Annotated in this window: 11 protein-coding genes; 6 read left to right on the forward strand and 5 right to left on the reverse strand. The window is 75.4% G+C overall.

What is annotated here, in order from left to right:
* Positions 1-43 precede the first annotated feature (43 nt).
* Entirely contained in the window at positions 44-1,834 is a 1,791-nt protein-coding gene (locus JOE43_RS16220) for an FAD-dependent oxidoreductase (protein WP_307803357.1), read from the forward strand.
* Between the two features lie 114 nt (positions 1,835-1,948).
* On the opposite strand, the gene JOE43_RS12075 is transcribed toward JOE43_RS16220, so the two are convergent.
* On the reverse strand, positions 1,949-5,083 hold the full coding sequence (locus JOE43_RS12075; RefSeq protein ID WP_209518013.1) for a glycoside hydrolase family 2 TIM barrel-domain containing protein: 3,135 nt from the start codon (positions 5,081-5,083) through the stop codon (positions 1,949-1,951).
* Between the two features lie 192 nt (positions 5,084-5,275).
* On the opposite strand from JOE43_RS12075, the gene JOE43_RS12080 reads away from it, so the two are divergent.
* Together JOE43_RS12080 and JOE43_RS12085 are read left to right on the forward strand one after the other, a co-directional pair.
* Positions 5,276-5,932 carry a TetR/AcrR family transcriptional regulator gene (locus JOE43_RS12080; RefSeq protein ID WP_209518015.1) on the forward strand — a complete coding sequence of 219 codons (657 nt, stop codon included), beginning with the start codon at positions 5,276-5,278 and terminating at the stop codon, positions 5,930-5,932.
* Between the two features lie 86 nt (positions 5,933-6,018).
* The gene (locus JOE43_RS12085; RefSeq protein WP_209518017.1) at positions 6,019-8,154 is read left to right on the forward strand and encodes an ATP-dependent DNA helicase RecQ; all 2,136 of its coding nucleotides are present in this window, start codon (positions 6,019-6,021) and stop codon (positions 8,152-8,154) included.
* A gap of 63 nt (positions 8,155-8,217) precedes the next feature.
* Here JOE43_RS12085 and JOE43_RS12090 read toward each other — a convergent pair whose 3' ends face one another.
* Both JOE43_RS12090 and JOE43_RS12095 read right to left on the reverse strand, forming a co-directional pair.
* Complete coding sequence (locus JOE43_RS12090) at positions 8,218-9,837, reverse strand: molybdopterin-dependent oxidoreductase (protein WP_209518019.1); 1,620 nt, start codon at positions 9,835-9,837, stop codon at positions 8,218-8,220.
* A gap of 76 nt (positions 9,838-9,913) precedes the next feature.
* Positions 9,914-10,195 (reverse strand): hypothetical protein, encoded by a 282-nt coding sequence (locus JOE43_RS12095; RefSeq protein ID WP_209518021.1) that lies wholly within the window; start codon positions 10,193-10,195, stop codon positions 9,914-9,916.
* 95 nt (positions 10,196-10,290) lie between these two features.
* Here JOE43_RS12095 and JOE43_RS12100 point away from each other — a divergent pair, with 95 nt between their 5' ends.
* The 3 genes from JOE43_RS12100 (at position 10,291) to JOE43_RS12110 (ending at position 12,364) form a co-directional block, all read left to right on the forward strand.
* Positions 10,291-11,421 carry an NAD(P)-dependent alcohol dehydrogenase gene (locus JOE43_RS12100; RefSeq protein ID WP_209518022.1) on the forward strand — a complete coding sequence of 377 codons (1,131 nt, stop codon included), beginning with the start codon at positions 10,291-10,293 and terminating at the stop codon, positions 11,419-11,421.
* Positions 11,422-11,423: 2 nt separating this feature from the next.
* The gene (locus JOE43_RS12105; RefSeq protein WP_209518024.1) at positions 11,424-11,918 is read left to right on the forward strand and encodes a MerR family transcriptional regulator; all 495 of its coding nucleotides are present in this window, start codon (positions 11,424-11,426) and stop codon (positions 11,916-11,918) included.
* Positions 11,919-12,007: 89 nt separating this feature from the next.
* Positions 12,008-12,364 (forward strand): hypothetical protein, encoded by a 357-nt coding sequence (locus JOE43_RS12110; protein WP_209518026.1) that lies wholly within the window; start codon positions 12,008-12,010, stop codon positions 12,362-12,364.
* A gap of 174 nt (positions 12,365-12,538) precedes the next feature.
* Here JOE43_RS12110 and JOE43_RS12115 read toward each other — a convergent pair whose 3' ends face one another.
* Positions 12,539-15,043: a glycoside hydrolase family 65 protein gene (locus tag JOE43_RS12115; RefSeq protein WP_209518028.1), complete on the reverse strand. Its 2,505-nt coding sequence runs from the start codon at positions 15,041-15,043 to the stop codon at positions 12,539-12,541.
* Positions 15,040-15,879, reverse strand: coding sequence for an HAD family phosphatase (locus JOE43_RS12120; RefSeq protein WP_209518030.1), 840 nt, complete (start codon positions 15,877-15,879; stop codon positions 15,040-15,042). Before JOE43_RS12120 ends, JOE43_RS12115 begins: the two co-directional genes overlap by 4 nt.
* Positions 15,880-16,254: the final 375 nt, after the last annotated feature.

Here is a 16,254-nt window from a genome sequence, read left to right on the forward strand (position 1 = left end):
CCGGAGGAGGCGCAGGCGACCATCGAGGCAGGAGGTCACCACCATGACGAACGACCACAGCACCCCCGCCCCGAGCGGCTCCCCGGACCCTGCCCGTGACGCCGGTGACGGCCCCGACACCGTCCGCGACGTCGTCCGCGACGTGCTCGTCGTCGGCGGCGGCGCCGCCGGGCTCAGCGCGGGCCTGACGCTCGCCCGCGCCCGCCGCGACGTCGTCGTCGTCGACGCGGGCGAGCCCCGCAACGCCCCCGCCGCCGGCGTGCACGGCTACCTCACGCGCGACGGGATCGCGCCCGCCGAGCTGACGAGCCTCGGCCGCACCGAGGTCGAGTCGTACGGCGGCGAGGTCCGCGCCGGGACGGTCACGGCTCTCGACCGCGTCGAGCCGGCCCCGGGAGTCGCGGCCCGCTTCCGGGCGACCGTCACGCTCGCGGGCGGCGGGGTCGAGACCGTCCTCGCCCGGCGGGTCGTCGTCACGACCGGCGTCAGCGACCAGCTGCCGCCCGTGGCCGGCCTCGCCGAGCGCTGGGGCCGGGACGCCGTGCACTGCCCGTACTGCCACGGCTGGGAGGTGCGCGACCGGCTGATCGGCGTGCTCGGCGGCGGGCCGCTGTCGGTGCACCAGGCGCTGCTCTTCCGGCAGTGGACCGACCGCGTGGTGTTGTTCCTCAACGACGCGGTGGAGCCCACGGAGGACGAGTGGGAGCAGCTCGCCGCACGCGGGGTCGGTGTCGTGACGGGAGCCGTCACCCGGGTGCTCGTCACCGACGACCGGATGAGCGGGGTCGAGCTCGCCTCGGGGCGCACCCGCCCGGTGGAGGCCCTGGCGCTCGGAGCTGCCCTGCGCGTCAACTCGGACCTGCTGACCGGGCTGGGCGTCGAGCAGGAGCCCCACCCGCTCGGCGTCGGGCTCGTCGTGCCGTCCGACCCGGCCACGGGCGCCACGAGCGTGCCGGGCCTCTGGCTGGCGGGCAACGTCGCCGACCCGATGATGCAGGTGGTCGCGGCGGCGGCGTCCGGCGTGAGGGCGGCCGCCCTCGCGAACGCCGACCTCGTGGCCGAGGACACCGCCCGCGCCGTCGCGGCCCGGCGGGCTCCGTTCAGCGCCGCCGCCGAGGCGGCGGGCACCGCCCGGCTCCTCGGCGACCGGCGGCACGGAATCGAGCCCCGCCCGGCCGACGCCGAGGCGCCCGCATCCGCGCACCCCGAGCAGGAGGTCTTCGACCGCGCGTACTGGGAGGACCGCTACGGCGCGGAGGGCTTCACCTGGAGCGGAGAGCCCAACGCCCAGCTCGTCGCCGAGACGGTCGACCTGACGCCCGGGCGGGCGCTCGACGTCGGCAGCGGCGAGGGCGGCGACGCGATCTGGCTGGCCCGACGGGGCTGGACGGTGACCGGCACCGACATCGCGGAGGCGGCGCTCGCCAAGGCCGCCCGTCGCGCCGAGGCCACCGACCCGGCCGCCGCCGCCCGGATCACCTGGGAGCAGCACGACGTCACGGCCTGGGCACCCGAGCCGGGCGCCTTCGACCTCGTCTCGGCCCAGTTCATGCACCTCGCCGACCCGGAGCGGGCCGTGCTCTTCCGGGCGCTCGCGGCGGCGGTGGCTCCCGGCGGGACGCTGCTCGTCGTCGGCCACGACCTCACCGACGACCCGGAGCGCACGGCGCACCGGCGTGACCTGATGTTCACGGTCGACGACGTCCTCGCCGCGATCGACGGCGAGGGGCTCGAGGTGGAGGTGGCCGGGTCGCGCGAGCGAGCCGCCACCTCGGCGCACCACGGAGGCGGCCCGATGCGCGACGTGGTCGTCCGCGCGCACCGCGCCTCCTGAGTCCGGCCGCCGAGTGGTCGCGATCTGCTGCTCCCTGCGGGGGGACGAGCCGTTCGTGACCACTCGGCGCGCAGGGTCCCGACCGACCGACCTCGCGTGACCCGGGGTGCCGGGCTAGCCCAGCGCGCTGAGGCGCAGGCGCAGCGCGTGCGCGCCGGGGCGCAGCACGTGCGGCGCCGACACGTCGGGCCCGCAGGCCCGGGAGCCGAGCCCGTGCTGCGCGGCGTCGAGCCACAGGTGCGTGGCCGTCGGCGCCGGCAGCTCGTGCGGGTGCGCCGCCGCGTCGACCTGCTGCGCGGTGTGGCGGCGCAGCGTGAACCCGGGGCGACGACCCGCCGTGTCGGGCAGGGCCTCGACGCGCAGCCACGCGCCCCCCTCGGCGGTGGCGAGGTCGAGCTGTCGGAGGTCGCTGCGGTGGCCGCTCTCCTGCGGGCGGGCGTAGTCGACGACGAGGTCGTCGACCGCCGACTCGAAGCGGCCGACGACGGCGGCGTGCCGCGAGTCGGGGTACGACTCGGCCGGGCCGGTGCCGAACCACGACGCCCGCTCGACGTCGACGGGCAGGTCGAGCCGCACGCCGACGCGGGGCCAGGTGACGTCCCAGCCCGCGGTCGGCACGAGGTCGAGGGCGAGCCAGACGTCGTCGCCGTCGAGCGTCCAGCGCTCGTCGACGGTGACGGCCTGACCGGCGTCGGCCGCCGCCCAGCGCGTGCGGACCTGCACCGAGGTCGGCGTCGTCGAGAGGGCGAGCACGCGGCCCGTGAGGCGGTCGAGGCCGGCGCGGCGCCAGACCGTCTCGGCGCTCGGCTCGAGGCTCTCGAGGTAGCGGTCGCTGCGGTGCCGGTCGCGCATGACGTCGGCGTCGCGGTCACGAGGGGCCCACCAGTGGCCGCGGTCGTTGTCGGTGGGGGCACGCCACAGCTCGAGGCGGGGCCCGTCGACCGGCCGGCCGGCCAGGGAGACCAGACGGCCGTCGACGAAGCTCGCGGGGCCGAGGTCGAGCCGACCGGAGGCGATGCCCGCCGCGGTGTCGTGGGCCGTGGCCACCGTGGGCCGCGGCGCCGCCGAGGCGACCGGGGCGGAGCCCGGCAGCGTGAGGTCGAGCTGCGCGGTCGAGACGACGTGGCCGGCCGGGGCCCAGGCCGCGTCGGCGACGGTGACGACCTCGACCGTCAGCCAGGTCTCGCCGAGGGCCGCGACCGGCACCTCCGGCAGGGCGAGGCGCGCCACCTCGCCCGCGGCGAGGGCCCCGCCGCCGAGGCCGACGACGTCGAGCACGCCCGAGGCCGCCTCCACGCCGTCGTGGGCGACCGACCAGCGGAAGGCCACGTCGGAGGCGTCGGCCGAGTGCCGCCGGTTCGACACGACCACGACGGCCCCGCCGCCCTCGACGGCCTCGAACCTCACGCGCAGGGGCGAGACGACCTGGGCCCACTCGGCGAGCCCGGGCGACGCCGTGTCGTCGCTGAGCACCATGCCGTCCATCACGAAGTTGCCGTCGTGCACCACCTCGCCGAAGTCGCCGCCGTAGCCGAAGAACTCGGTGCCGTCGGCTGCCCGCGTGCGGATGCCGTGGTCGCGCCACTCCCAGACGAAGCCGCCGTGCAGGCGGGGGAACTCGTCGACGAGGTCCTCGTACTCGTCGATCGCGCCGGGGCCGTTGCCCATCGCGTGGACGTACTCGCAGAGGAGGAACGGCTTCGAGCGCTGGCGGGCCGCCTCCGCCGCCGTGGTGCCGAGCAGGGGCACGCTCTCGTCGCCGGCGCCGATCGCGCGCGTCTCGTCGACGAACGAGTACATGCGCGAGTAGACGTCGGTGTAGGCGCCCGTGTAGTCGCCCTCGTAGTGCACCGGGCGGCCGGCGTCGCGGGCGTGGGTCCAGGCGGCCATCGCCGCGAGGTTCTGCCCCGTGCCCGCCTCGTTGCCGAGCGACCACATCACGATCGACGGGTGGTTCTTGTCGCGCTCGACGGTGCGCACCATCCGGTCGACCAGGGCGTCGTGCCAGGCGGGGTCGTCGCTCGGGTTGCCGACCCACGCGCCGCGCTCGAACCCGTGCGTCTCGAGGTCGTTCTCGAGCACGACCCAGAAGCCGTACTCGTCGGCCAGGTCGAGGAGGCGCGGGTGCGGCGGGTAGTGCGACGTGCGGATGGCGTTCACGTTGTACCGCTTCATCTGCTCGAGGTCGCGGCGCGCCCACTCCTCGTCGAACACGCGGCCGCGGTCGGGGTGCGTCTCGTGCCGGTTCACGCCGTGGAACACGACGCGGCGCCCGTTGACGGTGAAGAGGTCGCCGTCGACTCGGACGGTGCGGAAGCCGAGGCGGAGCGAGATCGTCTCCGCTCCCCCGGCGCTCGTCACGGTCGCGTCGTACAGACGGGGCGTCTCGGCGCTCCACGGTGCGACGCCGTCGGCGATCTCGACCGGGGCGACGTCGGCGGGCGACGACCAGGTCACCTCGACGCCCAGCTCGGGCACCGAGAGCACCACCGGCCAGGCCGCGGGGCCGGCCGTGACCTCGGCGACGATCGACGCGCCTCCCTCGGGCTCGCCGGCGGCGCCGTGCCACGGCGTCTGCAGCCAGACGTCGTCGAGGCCGCCGACCGGTCGCGCCTGCAGCGTGACGCTGCGGAAGATGCCGGGCAGCCACCACTGGTCCTGGTCCTCGACGTAGCTCGACGCCGACCACTGGTGCACGCGCACCGCGACGACGTTCTCGCCGGGGCGGACGACGTCGGTGACGTCGAACTCCTGCGCGAGGCGGCTGCCGACGCCCATGCCGACCTCGACGCCGTTGACCCAGGCGACGTAGCGCGACTCGACGCCCTCGAAGCGCAGCAGCACGCGCTCGGCGCCGTCGAAGCTCGCGGGCAGCGTGAAGCGGCGGCGGTGGTCGCCGGTGGGGTTCGCGTCGGGCACGGCGGGCGGCTCGGTCGGGAAGGGGAACTGCACGTTGGTGTAGATCGGCAGACCGCGCTCGCCGTCACCGGTCAGCACCCAGTGCGACGGCACGGCGATGGTCTCCCAGCCGGAGTCGTCGTGGTCGACCGCGGCGAAGTCCGTCGGGCCCTCGCCCTCGGGCAGCACGCCACGGCCGCCGGGCGTGCCGGGCGCGCCGGCCAGCAGGCGGAAGGCCCAGTCGCCGTCGAGCGAGAGGGTCGGGGCGTCGCTGTGCAGCGCGGAGCGGGCGGGGCTGCGGAGGCCCGTGCCGGGGCCCGTGTCGGTGAGGTACGAGGCGGTGGTCGTCACGGGACGAGTCCTTCCGGGGCCGCCGCGGGAGGGCGTCGACCGTGCTGAGGGGGCGGGCGGGCGGCCGTCGACGACGGCGGGGCGCAGGCGCGGGCCCCCGGCGACGTGGACGGGACGCGTCGACGCTAACACAGTGTCGAGTGGTCGCTCGAAATTCGCGGGGCACGACGCCGGGCGTCGTAGGCTGCCCCCATGACCACCGAGCCCGCCGACCCCGCCGCCGCGCCGGGCAGCGCCGACGCCCCGCGGGCTCGGCGGGGCCCGTACGCCAAGTCGGCGGAGCGGCGGGCCGCGATCGTCGCGGCCGCGTTCGAGGTGTTCGCGGCCCACGGCTACGCGGGCGGCTCGCTGCAGAAGGTCGCCGACGTCGTCGGCATGAGCCAGACGAGCCTGCTGCACTACTTCCCCACCAAGAGCCACCTGCTGCTCGCCGTCCTCGCCCGCCGCGACGAGGTCTCCGCGGGCCCGATGCCGTCGACGCCGGCGGAGGGCTCGATGGTCGAGGCCGTCGTGCGCCAGGCCCGGGCGAACGAGGCCGTGCCCGGGGTCATCGAGCTCTACGCGGTGCTCTCGGGCGAGGCCGTCACGGCCGGCAACCCCGGGCGCGACTACGTCTCCGACCGCCTCGCCGGGCTCCGGCGCGAGTTCGGCGACGCCTTCCGCGGGCTCGGGGCCGCCGGGCTCCTGCGGCCCGGCGTCGACCCCGACCGGGCCGCCACCGCCCTCGTCGCCCTCTGGGACGGCCTGCAGCTGCAGTGGCTGCTCGCGCCCGACGAGGTCGACGTGCCGGGGCAGCTGCGCGACCACCTCGAGCTCGTCGTCGTGCCGGAGGCGCCCGCCGCCTCCTGAGGCCGGCGACGGCCGGGGCCGGGGCCGGGGCCAGGGTCGGACGGGCGGGAGTCGGCAGGGTCGGTGGTGCGTGGCACCATGGCCCGATGACCGACACCGCCGCCCCCGCCGTGACCGACGTCGACGCCGAGGCCCTCGAGCTGCTGCGCCGCCTGACCGGGCGTGACGACGCCGTCTTCCACGACGGCCAGCTCGAGGCGATCCGCGCCCTCGTCGCCGACCGCCGACGGGCGCTCGTCGTGCAGCGCACCGGCTGGGGCAAGTCGGCGGTCTACTTCATCGCCACCCTGCTGCTGCGCCGTCGCGGCACGGGGCCCGCCCTGCTCGTGTCGCCGCTGCTCGCGCTGATGCGCGACCAGGTGGCCGCGGCCGCCCGGGCCGGCGTCCGCGCCGTGGCCCTCAACTCGGCGAACGCGCACGAGTGGGCCGACGTGCAGCAGGCGCTGCTCGCCGACGAGGTCGACGTGCTGCTCGTGTCGCCCGAGCGCCTCAACAACCCGAGGTTCCGTGACGAGCAGCTGCCGCTGCTGGTCGACCGGCTCGGCATGCTCGTCGTCGACGAGGCGCACTGCATCAGCGACTGGGGGCACGACTTCCGCCCCGACTACCGGCGCCTGGCCGAGCTCATCCGTACGCTGCCGGCCGGCGTGCCCGTCCTCGCCACGACGGCCACCGCGAACGAGCGCGTCGTGGCCGACGTCGAGGAGCAGCTGACCGAGGGGCCGGAGACCTCGGTGCTGACCATCCGCGGCTCGCTGGCCCGCGCCTCCCTGCGGCTGGGGGTGCTCGACCTGCCCACCTCGCGCGACCGGCTCGGCTGGCTGCTCGCCCACCTCGGCGACCTCGCGGGCAGCGGCATCATCTACACGCTGACCATCTCGGCGGCCGACGACACCGCCCGGCTGCTGCGCGAGGCGGGCCACGACGTCCGCTCGTACACGGGCCGCACCGACCCCGAGGAGCGCGAGCAGCTCGAGCAGCGCCTCAAGACCAACGACCTGAAGGCGCTCGTCGCGACGAGCGCGCTCGGCATGGGCTTCGACAAGCCCGACCTCGGCTTCGTGGTGCACCTCGGCGCCCCGTCGTCGCCGGTCGCCTACTACCAGCAGATCGGCCGCGCCGGGCGCGCGACCGACAACGCCGACGTGCTGCTGCTGCCGGGGCGGGAGGACCGCGAGATCTGGCAGTACTTCGCGACGGCGTCGATGCCCTCCGAGGCCCGCGCGAGCGCCGTGCTCGCCGAGCTGGGCGAGACGCCGCTCTCGACGCCGGCGCTGGAGGCGCGGGTCGACATCAAGCGCACCCCCCTCGAGCTGCTGCTCAGGGTGCTCGACGTCGACGGCGCCGTGCACCGCGTGCAGGGCGGCTGGGTCTCGACCGGGCGGCCGTGGGTCTACGACCGCGAGCGGTACGACCGGATCGCCACCGCCCGGCTCGCCGAGCAGGAGTCGATGATCCGCTACGAGGAGGGTGCCACCTGCCGCATGCAGATGCTGCAGCTCGACCTCGACGACCCCGCCGCGGTGCCGTGCGGCCGGTGCGACGTCTGTGCGGGCCCCTGGTACCCGAGCGACGTGACGAGCGACGCGGCCGCGTCGGCCGCCAGCTCGCTCGACCGCGTGGGCGTCGAGGTCGAGCCGCGGGCGCAGTGGCCCGCCGGCGCCGACCGGGCCGGCGTGCCGGCCAAGGGCAAGATCGCGCCCGATGAGCGCGTCGAGCAGGGGCGGGCCCTCGCGCGCCTCACCGACCTGGGCTGGGGCACGACGCTCCGCGAGGTGTTCGCGCCCTCGACGCCCGACCAGCCCGTCACCCGGGCCCTCGTCGACGGCTGCGTGCGGGTGCTGGCCGACTGGGGCTGGACCGAGAGGCCCGTCGGCATCGTCGTGATGCCGTCGCAGGGCCACCCGCAGCTCGTGGCCTCGCTGGGCGAGGCCCTCGGCCACGTCGGGCGGCTGCCCGTGCTCGGCCAGCTGACGCCGACCCGCCAGCGCTCCTCCGACGCCCCGCGCGGCGGCGGCAACAGCGTCTACCGCCTCGCCGACGTGTGGGGGTCGGTGGAGGTGGGCCCCGAGCTGGCCGCGGCCCTGGCGGCGACGCCCGGGCCCGTGCTGCTCGTCGACGACCTCGTCGACAGCCGGTGGACGGTCACCGTCGCGGGGCGCGAGCTCCGTCGGGCGGGTGCCTCCGCGGTGCTGCCGTTCGCGCTCGGGGTCGTCGCGTAGCGCGGGGGCCGGGCGACCGGCCCGACGGGCGCCTGCGCGCGGCTCCGCGCGTGAGCGGTGGTCTCAGCGCACCGTGACCTGGTGCTCGTCCCAGCCCTCGGCACCGTTCGGGGCGGGGGCCATCCGTGCCTCGCGCTGCACCTCGCCGTCGGCGCCGGTCGCCCGGACCCTCACGGTGTGCCTCCCGCTCGTCGCTTCCCAGCGGTGCACCCACTGCACCCAGGTGTCGGCCGACACGGAGTCCGCGAGCTCGGCGTCGACCCAGGGCTCGTCGTCGATCTGCACCTCGACGCGCGAGACACCCGTGTGCGGGTGCCAGGCCACCCCCGCGATCGGCACGGTGCCCGCGTCGACCGACGTGCCGGGTGCCGGGACGTCGACCCGCGACTCCAGCTTGACCGGGCCGAGCGCGTCCCAGCCGCGGGGCGTCCAGTACCCCTCGGCGTCGGCGAAGCGGGTGACCTCGAGATCGACGACCCACTTCGTCGCCGAGACGTAGCCGAAGAGGCCGGGCACGACCATGCGCACGGGGAAGCCGTGCTCCTGCGGCAGGGGCTGGCCGTTCATGCCCACCGCCAGCAGGGCGTCGGTGCCCTCGTCGGTGAGCACGTCGAGCGGGGTGCCCGCGGTGAAGCCGTCCTCGCTGGTCGAGAGCACCATGTCGGCGCCCGCCGTCGGCACGGCCCGGGCGAGCAGGGTGCGGATCGGGTGCCCGAGCCAGAGGGCGGTGCCGATCAGGTCGCCGCCGACCTCGTTCGACACGCAGCTGAGGGTGGCCAGGTGCTCCTCGAGGGGCAGGGCGAGCAGTTCGTCGAACGAGACGACGATCTCGTTCTCGACCAGGCCGTGGATGCGCAGGCTCCACTCGGCGGGGTCGATCGAGGGCACGCGCAGCGCCGTGTCGATGCGGTAGAAGTCCTCGTTCGAGGTCACGTAGGGCGTGATGCCGGGCACGTCGAGGGAGGCGCCGGCCGGCACGGGCTCGGCGGTGACGGCCGCCTCCGGGAGGGCGATGCCGTCGCGCAGGGCCGCGACGTCGGCGCGGCCCGCGTTGATCACGCGGGCGCCGGCGCCCACGACGACCGCGACGGCGCTCGTGAGCCCGATCGCGGTGAGGAAGCTGCGGCGCTCGACCGGGGCTCCGCCGAGCGGCGGCGTGGGCTCGGTCGCGGCGGCCCAGCCGGGGGCCGTCGAGAGGCGCCAGCGCCCCAGCCGTCGCAGCAGGCCGGGCAGCACGACGACCGCGACGACCGTGCCGATCACGGCCGGGGCCGCGTCGAGGCTGCCGCTGCCGGCCCGGGTGAGCACCGCGGCGACCGCGAGGGCCCCGCCGACCCCGAAGACGACGCGGCCGAGCGGCGGGCGACGCTGCTCGGCGACGCCGGCCAGGCCGGTGACGACGACGAGCACCACGGCCATCAGCACGCCGAGGGCCACCTTGTCGCCGGTGCCGAACAGCCCCACCATGGTGTCCTTGGCTGCGGCCGGCGCGAGGTCGATCACGGCCGAGCCGACGGCGAGCAGCGGGCTGCCCCCGGGCCCGGTGACGACGGCGGCCGCCTCGGCGGCACCGGCCCAGGCCACGAACGAGACGACGCCGGCGAGGGCGGCCCACCCCGAGGAGGCGCGGGGCGGCATCCCCGCGGAGGCGGGCTCGACGGGGGTCTCTAGGCGCACGGACATGCCCCGAGGCTAGGCCCGGGGACGGGGAGCCAGCTGACGGCGCCGCGACCCGTCAGGGGTCGCGACGCCCTGGGGCTCAGTCCTCGTCGACCAGGCTCTCGGTGAGCTCGACGATGAACGCCGCCGACGACTCCGACCCGGCGGCCGGCTCGACGTCGTCGGGCGCGTCGACGACGAGCAGCGGGATGCCCGGGCCGAGCAGCAGCTGCGCCATGTGAGCGACGCCGTCGAGGCGGCAGGCGACCGGCACACGGAAGGTGCGGTCGTCGTCGCTGAACTCCATCGCCGCGGCCAGCAGCACCTCAGCCAGCTCGTCGGTCACGATCAGCTCCTGGCCCGAGTAGTACAGAGTCTTCATGCGCCCACCCTACGGGCGAGCCCCGCGCACCCGAGCACCCGAGCACCCGCCCGGGCCCTTGCGCTGGAGTGCACTCCAGCTCCTACGGTCGACCCATGAGGACCACGACCGCCCACGCCCTGCTGGCCCCCGGCGCACCGCTGCAGGAGGTCGCGCTCGACCGCCGCGACCTCCGCCCCGACGACCTCGCCGTGCGGATCGACTTCTGCGGCGTGTGCCACAGCGACCTGCACGCCCTCGAGCAGGCCCGGCCCGGCCAGCTGCCGCTCGTGCCGGGCCACGAGTTCGTCGGCGAGGTCGTCGCCGTCGGCCCCGCCGTCACCGGCTTCGCCGTCGGCGACCCGGTCGCCGTCGGCAACATCGTCGACTCCTGCGGCACCTGCGAGAACTGCCTCGCCGACGAGCAGTCGCTCTGCGTGGAGTTCCCGACCCTCACCTACGGCGGGCGCGACCGCCACGACGGCAGCCGCACCCAGGGCGCCTGGTCGGGCGAGTACGTCGTCCGCGAGGCGTTCGCCTACCACCTGCCCGCGGGCCTCGACCCGGCGGCCGTCGCGCCGCTGATGTGCGCGGGTGTGACGACCTGGGCTCCGCTCGCCCGGGCGGGCGTGGGGCCCGGCGACCGGGTCGGCGTCGTCGGGCTGGGCGGCCTGGGCCACCTCGCGGTGAAGTTCGCCGTCGCCCGGGGCGCCGAGGTCACCGTCTTCACGACGTCGCCGCGCAAGCGGGCCGACGCCCTCGCGCTCGGCGCCGTCGAGGTCGTCGTGTCGACCGACCCCGCGGCCATGGCGAGCGCGGCCCGGCGCCTCGACCTCGTCGTCGACACCGCGTCGGGCGACCACGACCCGTCGCCGTACCTCGAGACGCTGCGCCGCGGCGGCACCCTCTGCATGCTCGGCATCCCGCCGCGCTACAGCGTCTCGGCGATGAGCCTCCTGCCCCACCGGTCGCTGACCGCGTCGGGCAGCGCCGGCCGGGCCGACACCCAGGCGATGCTCGACTTCGCGGCCGAGCACGGCGTCGTCGCCGACGTCGAGGTGCTCCCGGCCGCCCGGCTCGGCGAGGCCCTCGACCGCCTCGCCCGCAACGACGTCCGCCACCGGTTCGTCCTCGACCTGCGACCCGGGGCCGACGCGCAGGCGGCCCCGGCGGCCTCGCCCGCCTCCGCCGCCGACGACGGCGGCGCACGGGCCCCGGGCGACCGGGAGGACGGACGTACCCTGTGACGATGACGCTCACGACGCCTCCCCCGCTCCGTCCCGTCGACGGCGACGCGGGTCGCGTCGACGACGCGGCCCACCTCGACGACGTCCTCGAGGAGGCGCGGGTCGCCCCGGTCGGCATCGGTCGCGTCGCCGAGGCGACCGGCCTGAGCGTCGACGCCCTGCGCTGGTACGAACGGGAGGGCCTGCTCCCCCTCGTCGGCCGGGGCGGCGACGGCCGACGCCGGTACGGCCCGGCCGCCGTGCGGTTCGTCCGGCTCGTCCAGGCGCTCCGGCGGACGGGCATGCCGGTGGCGGACGTGCGCGCCTTCGTGCAGGCGGGCCGGGGCGAGCTCGCGACGCACCCCGTGCGGCTGGCCCTGCTCGAGGCCCAGGTGACGACGATCGAGCAGCAGATGGCGCAGCTCCGGGCCGACCTCGGCGTGCTCACCGCGAAGTGCGACGACTACCGCGGCCTCATCGCGCGCGGGCTCGACTGCGAGGACGAGGTCGGGGACTGAGCGGCAGCGGGGCGGAGTGCGACGCTGCGGAGTGCGACGGTGCAGCCTCGGCCGCGCACGGCCTCGACGCCGTGCCGTAGCCTCGCCCAATGGCTGACGAACGCGCACCGCAGATCGTGACCGGCGACCCCGACGTGACCCGCGCCTCCCTGGAGCTGAAGCTCCCGGCCGCGCTGCTGCCGGGGCTCGTGCGCCGGGCCGTGCAGTCGACGCCGGGCTTCAGCGTCACCGCGGCCGACGAGGAGGGCGCCGAGCTGCTGCGCCGCAGCGCGACGGCGAGCGACCGCGACGTGGTGCGCCTGGTGTTCACGCCGACCGACCAGGGCATCCGCGTGACCGGCGAGGTGCACTCCCCCGCCGGCACGATCGGCGCGAGCGTCAAGAAGCGCGACGCCGACACGACGGCGCTCTTCCAGGCGATCGCCTCGGCGGCCGGGCCCTTCTAGGCCGGGCGACGCCTCGGCGGAGGCGTCGGCGCACGGGGCCGGGGTCGGCAGGGCCTGCTCGGCACCGCGGGTCGACCCCCGACGCGTCCGCAGGAAGACCCACCAGCCTTCGGCGGGTGCGTGTCCTCCCCGGCCGGCCAGCGCCGGCCCGCCGGGGAGGACCTGGACCCGCCGCTACGAAGCGGCCTCGTCGTCGTCGTACCGGTCGATGCTGATCGTCGGGATCGACGCCGTGATGACCGAGCCGTCGGCGCGCATCAGGCCGCGCAGGTCGCTCGTCGTCGGCACCTTCGTCGTGATGCGGGGTCCCTGGTCGTCGAGCGCCACGCGCACGGGCAGCTCGCCGACCTCCACCCGCTCGCCGCGGACGCCGACGCTGACGCCGGTGCCCTCCTCGACCGTGAAGACGATCTCGTGCTGCGCGAGGTCGACGCGCACCCGCGAGCCGTGGATCGTGAGCTTGAAGCTCAGCTCCTCCCAGTCGGCGGGCAGGCGCGGGTCGAAGGTGATGTCGCCGAGGTAGTCGCGCATGCCGCCGTAGCCGCTGACCAGCGCGCTCCAGATGCCGCCCGTCGAGGCGACGTGGACGCCGTCGGCCGTGTTGCGGTGCAGGTCGGCGAGGTCGACGTAGAGCGACGACAGGAAGTACTGCTGCGACAGCTGGTGGTGGCCCACCTCGGCCGCGATGATCGACTGCACGACGCCCGAGAGGGTCGAGTCGCCGGTCGTCAGCGCGTCGTAGTACTCGAAGTCGCGGAGCTTCTGCTCGGCGGTGAACTCGTCGCCCTGGAGGAAGAGCGCGAGCACGACGTCGGCCTGCTTCAGCACCTGGAAGCGGTAGATCACGAGCGGGTGGTAGTGCAGCAGCAGCGGGCGCTTGCTGGCCGGCGTCGACTCGAGGTCCCACAGCTCCTTGTCGAGGAACTGCGCGTCCTGCGGGTGGATGCCGCGGTGCTCGTCGTAGGGGATCTCCATGGCCTCGGCGGCGACCTGCCAGCCGGTGACCTCGTGGTCCTCCAGGTCGAGGCGGGTGACCATCCTCGAGTAGGCGGCGGGCGACTCCTCGGCCAGGCGGGTCACGTAGCGGACGGCGGCCCGGAGGTTCGCGCGCGCCATGACGTTCGTGTAGAGGTTGTCGTCGACGACGGTCGTGTACTCGTCGGGGCCGGTGACCCCGTCGATGTGGAACCGCTGGTCGCCGTTCGAGCGCCAGAAGCCCAGGTCGGCCCAGAGCCGCGCGGTCTCGACCAGGATGTCGACGGCGCCGCGCTCGATGAAGTCGAGGTCGCCGCTCGCCTGCACGTACTGGCTCAGGGCGTGGCTGATGTCGGCGTCGATGTGGTACTGCGCGGTGCCGGCGGCGTAGTACGCCGACGACTCGAGGCCGTTGATGGTGCGCCACGGGAAGAGCGCGCCGCGCTGGTTCAGCTCGACCGCCCGGTCGCGGGCCGCGTCGAGCATGCCGAGGCGGAAGCGCAGGGCGTTGCGGGCGACGTTCGGCGCCGTGTAGGTGAGGAAGGGCAGGACGTAGATCTCGGTGTCCCAGAAGTAGTGGCCGCCGTAGCCCGAGCCGGTGACGCCCTTGGCGGCGACGCCCTGGCCGTCGGTGCGTGCCGTGGCCTGCGCGAGCTGGAAGAGGTTCCAGCGTACGGCCTGCTGCACCTCGGGCTGGCCGCCGACGACGACGTCGGTGCGGGCCCAGTAGTCGTCGAGCCACGCGCGCTGCGCGTCGAACATCGCCGACGGCGGCTCCTCGGCGACGCGGTCGAGGGTGCGGTCGCAGCGGTCGGCGAGCTCGCGCGGGGGCACTCCGCGGCTGGTGTGGTACGTGATCGTCTTGACGATGCGCGTCGACACCCCGGCCTTGGCCCGCACCCGGTAGACGTGCTTGGCGAGGTCGTCGTCGATCGACGACGACTCGTCCCACTCGTTCTCGGTGTCCATCACGTGGTCGGCGCCGACCGCGATGGTCATGCCCGAGTTCGTCGTGCGGTAGCCGAGCACCGCCCGTGTGCCGCCGTTGCGCTTCAGCACCGGCTGGAGCACGCGCGAGTCGAAGGCCTCGGCACGGCGCGGGTCGAAGGCGCCGGCCGCGGCGCGCATGCCCGCGTGGTACTCGTCGCCCATGTCCTGCCGGTTGAGGATCTGGCTCGAGATGAGCAGCGACGCGTCGGCGTCGAGCACCGTCACCTCGTACTCGATGATCGCCAGGTGGCGGTCCTCGAAGCTGACCAGGCGCCGGCTGCGGACGAGCACGCGCTTGCCCGAGGGGGTGCGCCACTCGACGTCGCGCGTGAGCACGCCGTCGCGGAAGTCGAGGCGGCGCGTGTGGTCGAGGATGTCGGCCTCGAAGAGCACGAACGGCTCGTCGTCGACGTAGAGGCGGATCACCTTGGCGTCGGGCACGTTGACGATCGTCTGCCCGACGCGGGCGAAGCCGAAGGCCTCCTCCGCGTGGCGGATCGGCCAGGTCTCGTGGAAGCCGTTGACGTAGGTGCCGAACGAGTGGCCGCCGCGCCCCTCGTCGGGGTTGCCGCGGAGGCCCAGGTAGCCGTTGCCGACGGCGAAGATCGTCTCCGTCACGCCCTCGTCGCCCTGCACGTACTCGTCCTCGACGAGCGCCCACTCGTCGACCGGGAAGCGGTGCCGGTCGAGCGGGTCGGTGGTGATGGTGTTCACGCGGGGTCCTCTGCGTCGCTGCTGGTCGTGTCGCTGCTGGTCGTGTCGTCGGTGCTGCCGGAGCTGCCGGAGCCGGTGGAGTCGCGGGTCGCGCCGAGCGCGTCGACCACGTCGCCGAGGTCGTCGACGACCACGTCGGCGCCCGAGGCGAGCAGGGCGTCGTGGCCGGCCCCGCGGTCGACGCCCAGGACGAGGCCGAACGACCCGCGCCTCCCGGCCTCGACGCCGGAGGTGGCGTCCTCGACGACGACGCAGTCCTCCGCGGTGAGGCCGAGGCGGCGGGCGCCCTCGAGGTAGGTGTCGGGAGCGGGCTTGCCGGCGATGCCCTCGGCCGCGGCGACGGCGCCGTCGACGATGACCTCGAAGCGGTCGCGGAGGCCGGCGGCCTCGAGCACGGGCACGGCGTTGCGCGAGCTCGAGACGACGGCGACGTGCACGCCGAGCGCGATCGCCCGGTCGAGGAAGGCGACGCTGCCCGGGTAGGGCTCGACGCCGTTCTCGGCGAGCTCGGCGGCGAAGACGGCGTTCTTGCGGTTGCCGAGGCCGCGCACCGTCTCGGTGTCGGGGCTGTCGTCGTCGTGGCCCTCGGGCAGGGTGACGCCGCGGGCCGCGAGCATCGCGCGGACGCCGTCGAAGCGCGGTCGCCCGTCGACGTGCTCGAAGTAGTCGGCGTCGGTGTACGGGCCGAGGTCGTGGGCGGCGAACCACTCGGAGAAGAGGCGCGACCAGGCCCGCATGTGCACCTCGGCGGTCGGCGTGAGCACGCCGTCGAGGTCGAACAGGAGGGCCCGGAGCTCGCCCAGGCGCGAGGAGTCGCGGGGCAGGAGGGAGGACATGGCGCGGTTCCTTCGGTGGATCGATGTCGGTCGGGGCAGGTGCTCGGGAACGACGTCGGTCCGCGGCAGCTCTCGGTGCTCCGGCAGGGATCAGGCCGGGGTCGACGAGCACGGGGTCGGACTCGTCGCGACAAGTGTGGCACCCCGCGAGGGGCGCGCGCGCCCACCCGGCCGAGGGTCGTCCGCCCTCGGGACGACGACAGGGCACGACCGCGCCGGCGGTCGTGCCCTGTCTGGCGCTGGCGTCGCCCTGCGACTGAGCTTCACGGGCAGGGGTGCAGTTGCGACACCGGCCGGTGGGAGCGCTGAACGCTTCCAGCCCGTGGAACGGTACGCCCTCACCCGCGGTGTCACCCAGGTCGCGGTCAGCGGGGT

This window comes from Frigoribacterium sp. PvP121 (genome assembly GCF_017833115.1).
In the GTDB taxonomy this organism is placed as follows: Bacteria; Actinomycetota; Actinomycetes; order Actinomycetales; family Microbacteriaceae; genus Frigoribacterium; species Frigoribacterium endophyticum.

Excerpts from the sequence above, each read along its gene's own strand:
- JOE43_RS16220 (WP_307803357.1), top strand. The coding sequence starts at position 44 with ATGACGAACGACCACAGCACCCCCGCCCCGAGCGGCTCCCCGGACCCT.
- JOE43_RS12080 (WP_209518015.1), top strand. The coding sequence starts at position 5,276 with ATGACCACCGAGCCCGCCGACCCCGCCGCCGCGCCGGGCAGCGCCGAC.
- JOE43_RS12085 (WP_209518017.1), top strand. The coding sequence starts at position 6,019 with ATGACCGACACCGCCGCCCCCGCCGTGACCGACGTCGACGCCGAGGCC.
- JOE43_RS12090 (WP_209518019.1), bottom strand. The coding sequence starts at position 9,837 with ATGTCCGTGCGCCTAGAGACCCCCGTCGAGCCCGCCTCCGCGGGGATG.
- JOE43_RS12095 (WP_209518021.1), bottom strand. The coding sequence starts at position 10,195 with ATGAAGACTCTGTACTACTCGGGCCAGGAGCTGATCGTGACCGACGAG.
- JOE43_RS12100 (WP_209518022.1), top strand. The coding sequence starts at position 10,291 with ATGAGGACCACGACCGCCCACGCCCTGCTGGCCCCCGGCGCACCGCTG.
- JOE43_RS12105 (WP_209518024.1), top strand. The coding sequence starts at position 11,424 with ATGACGCTCACGACGCCTCCCCCGCTCCGTCCCGTCGACGGCGACGCG.
- JOE43_RS12110 (WP_209518026.1), top strand. The coding sequence starts at position 12,008 with ATGGCTGACGAACGCGCACCGCAGATCGTGACCGGCGACCCCGACGTG.
- JOE43_RS12120 (WP_209518030.1), bottom strand. The coding sequence starts at position 15,879 with ATGTCCTCCCTCCTGCCCCGCGACTCCTCGCGCCTGGGCGAGCTCCGG.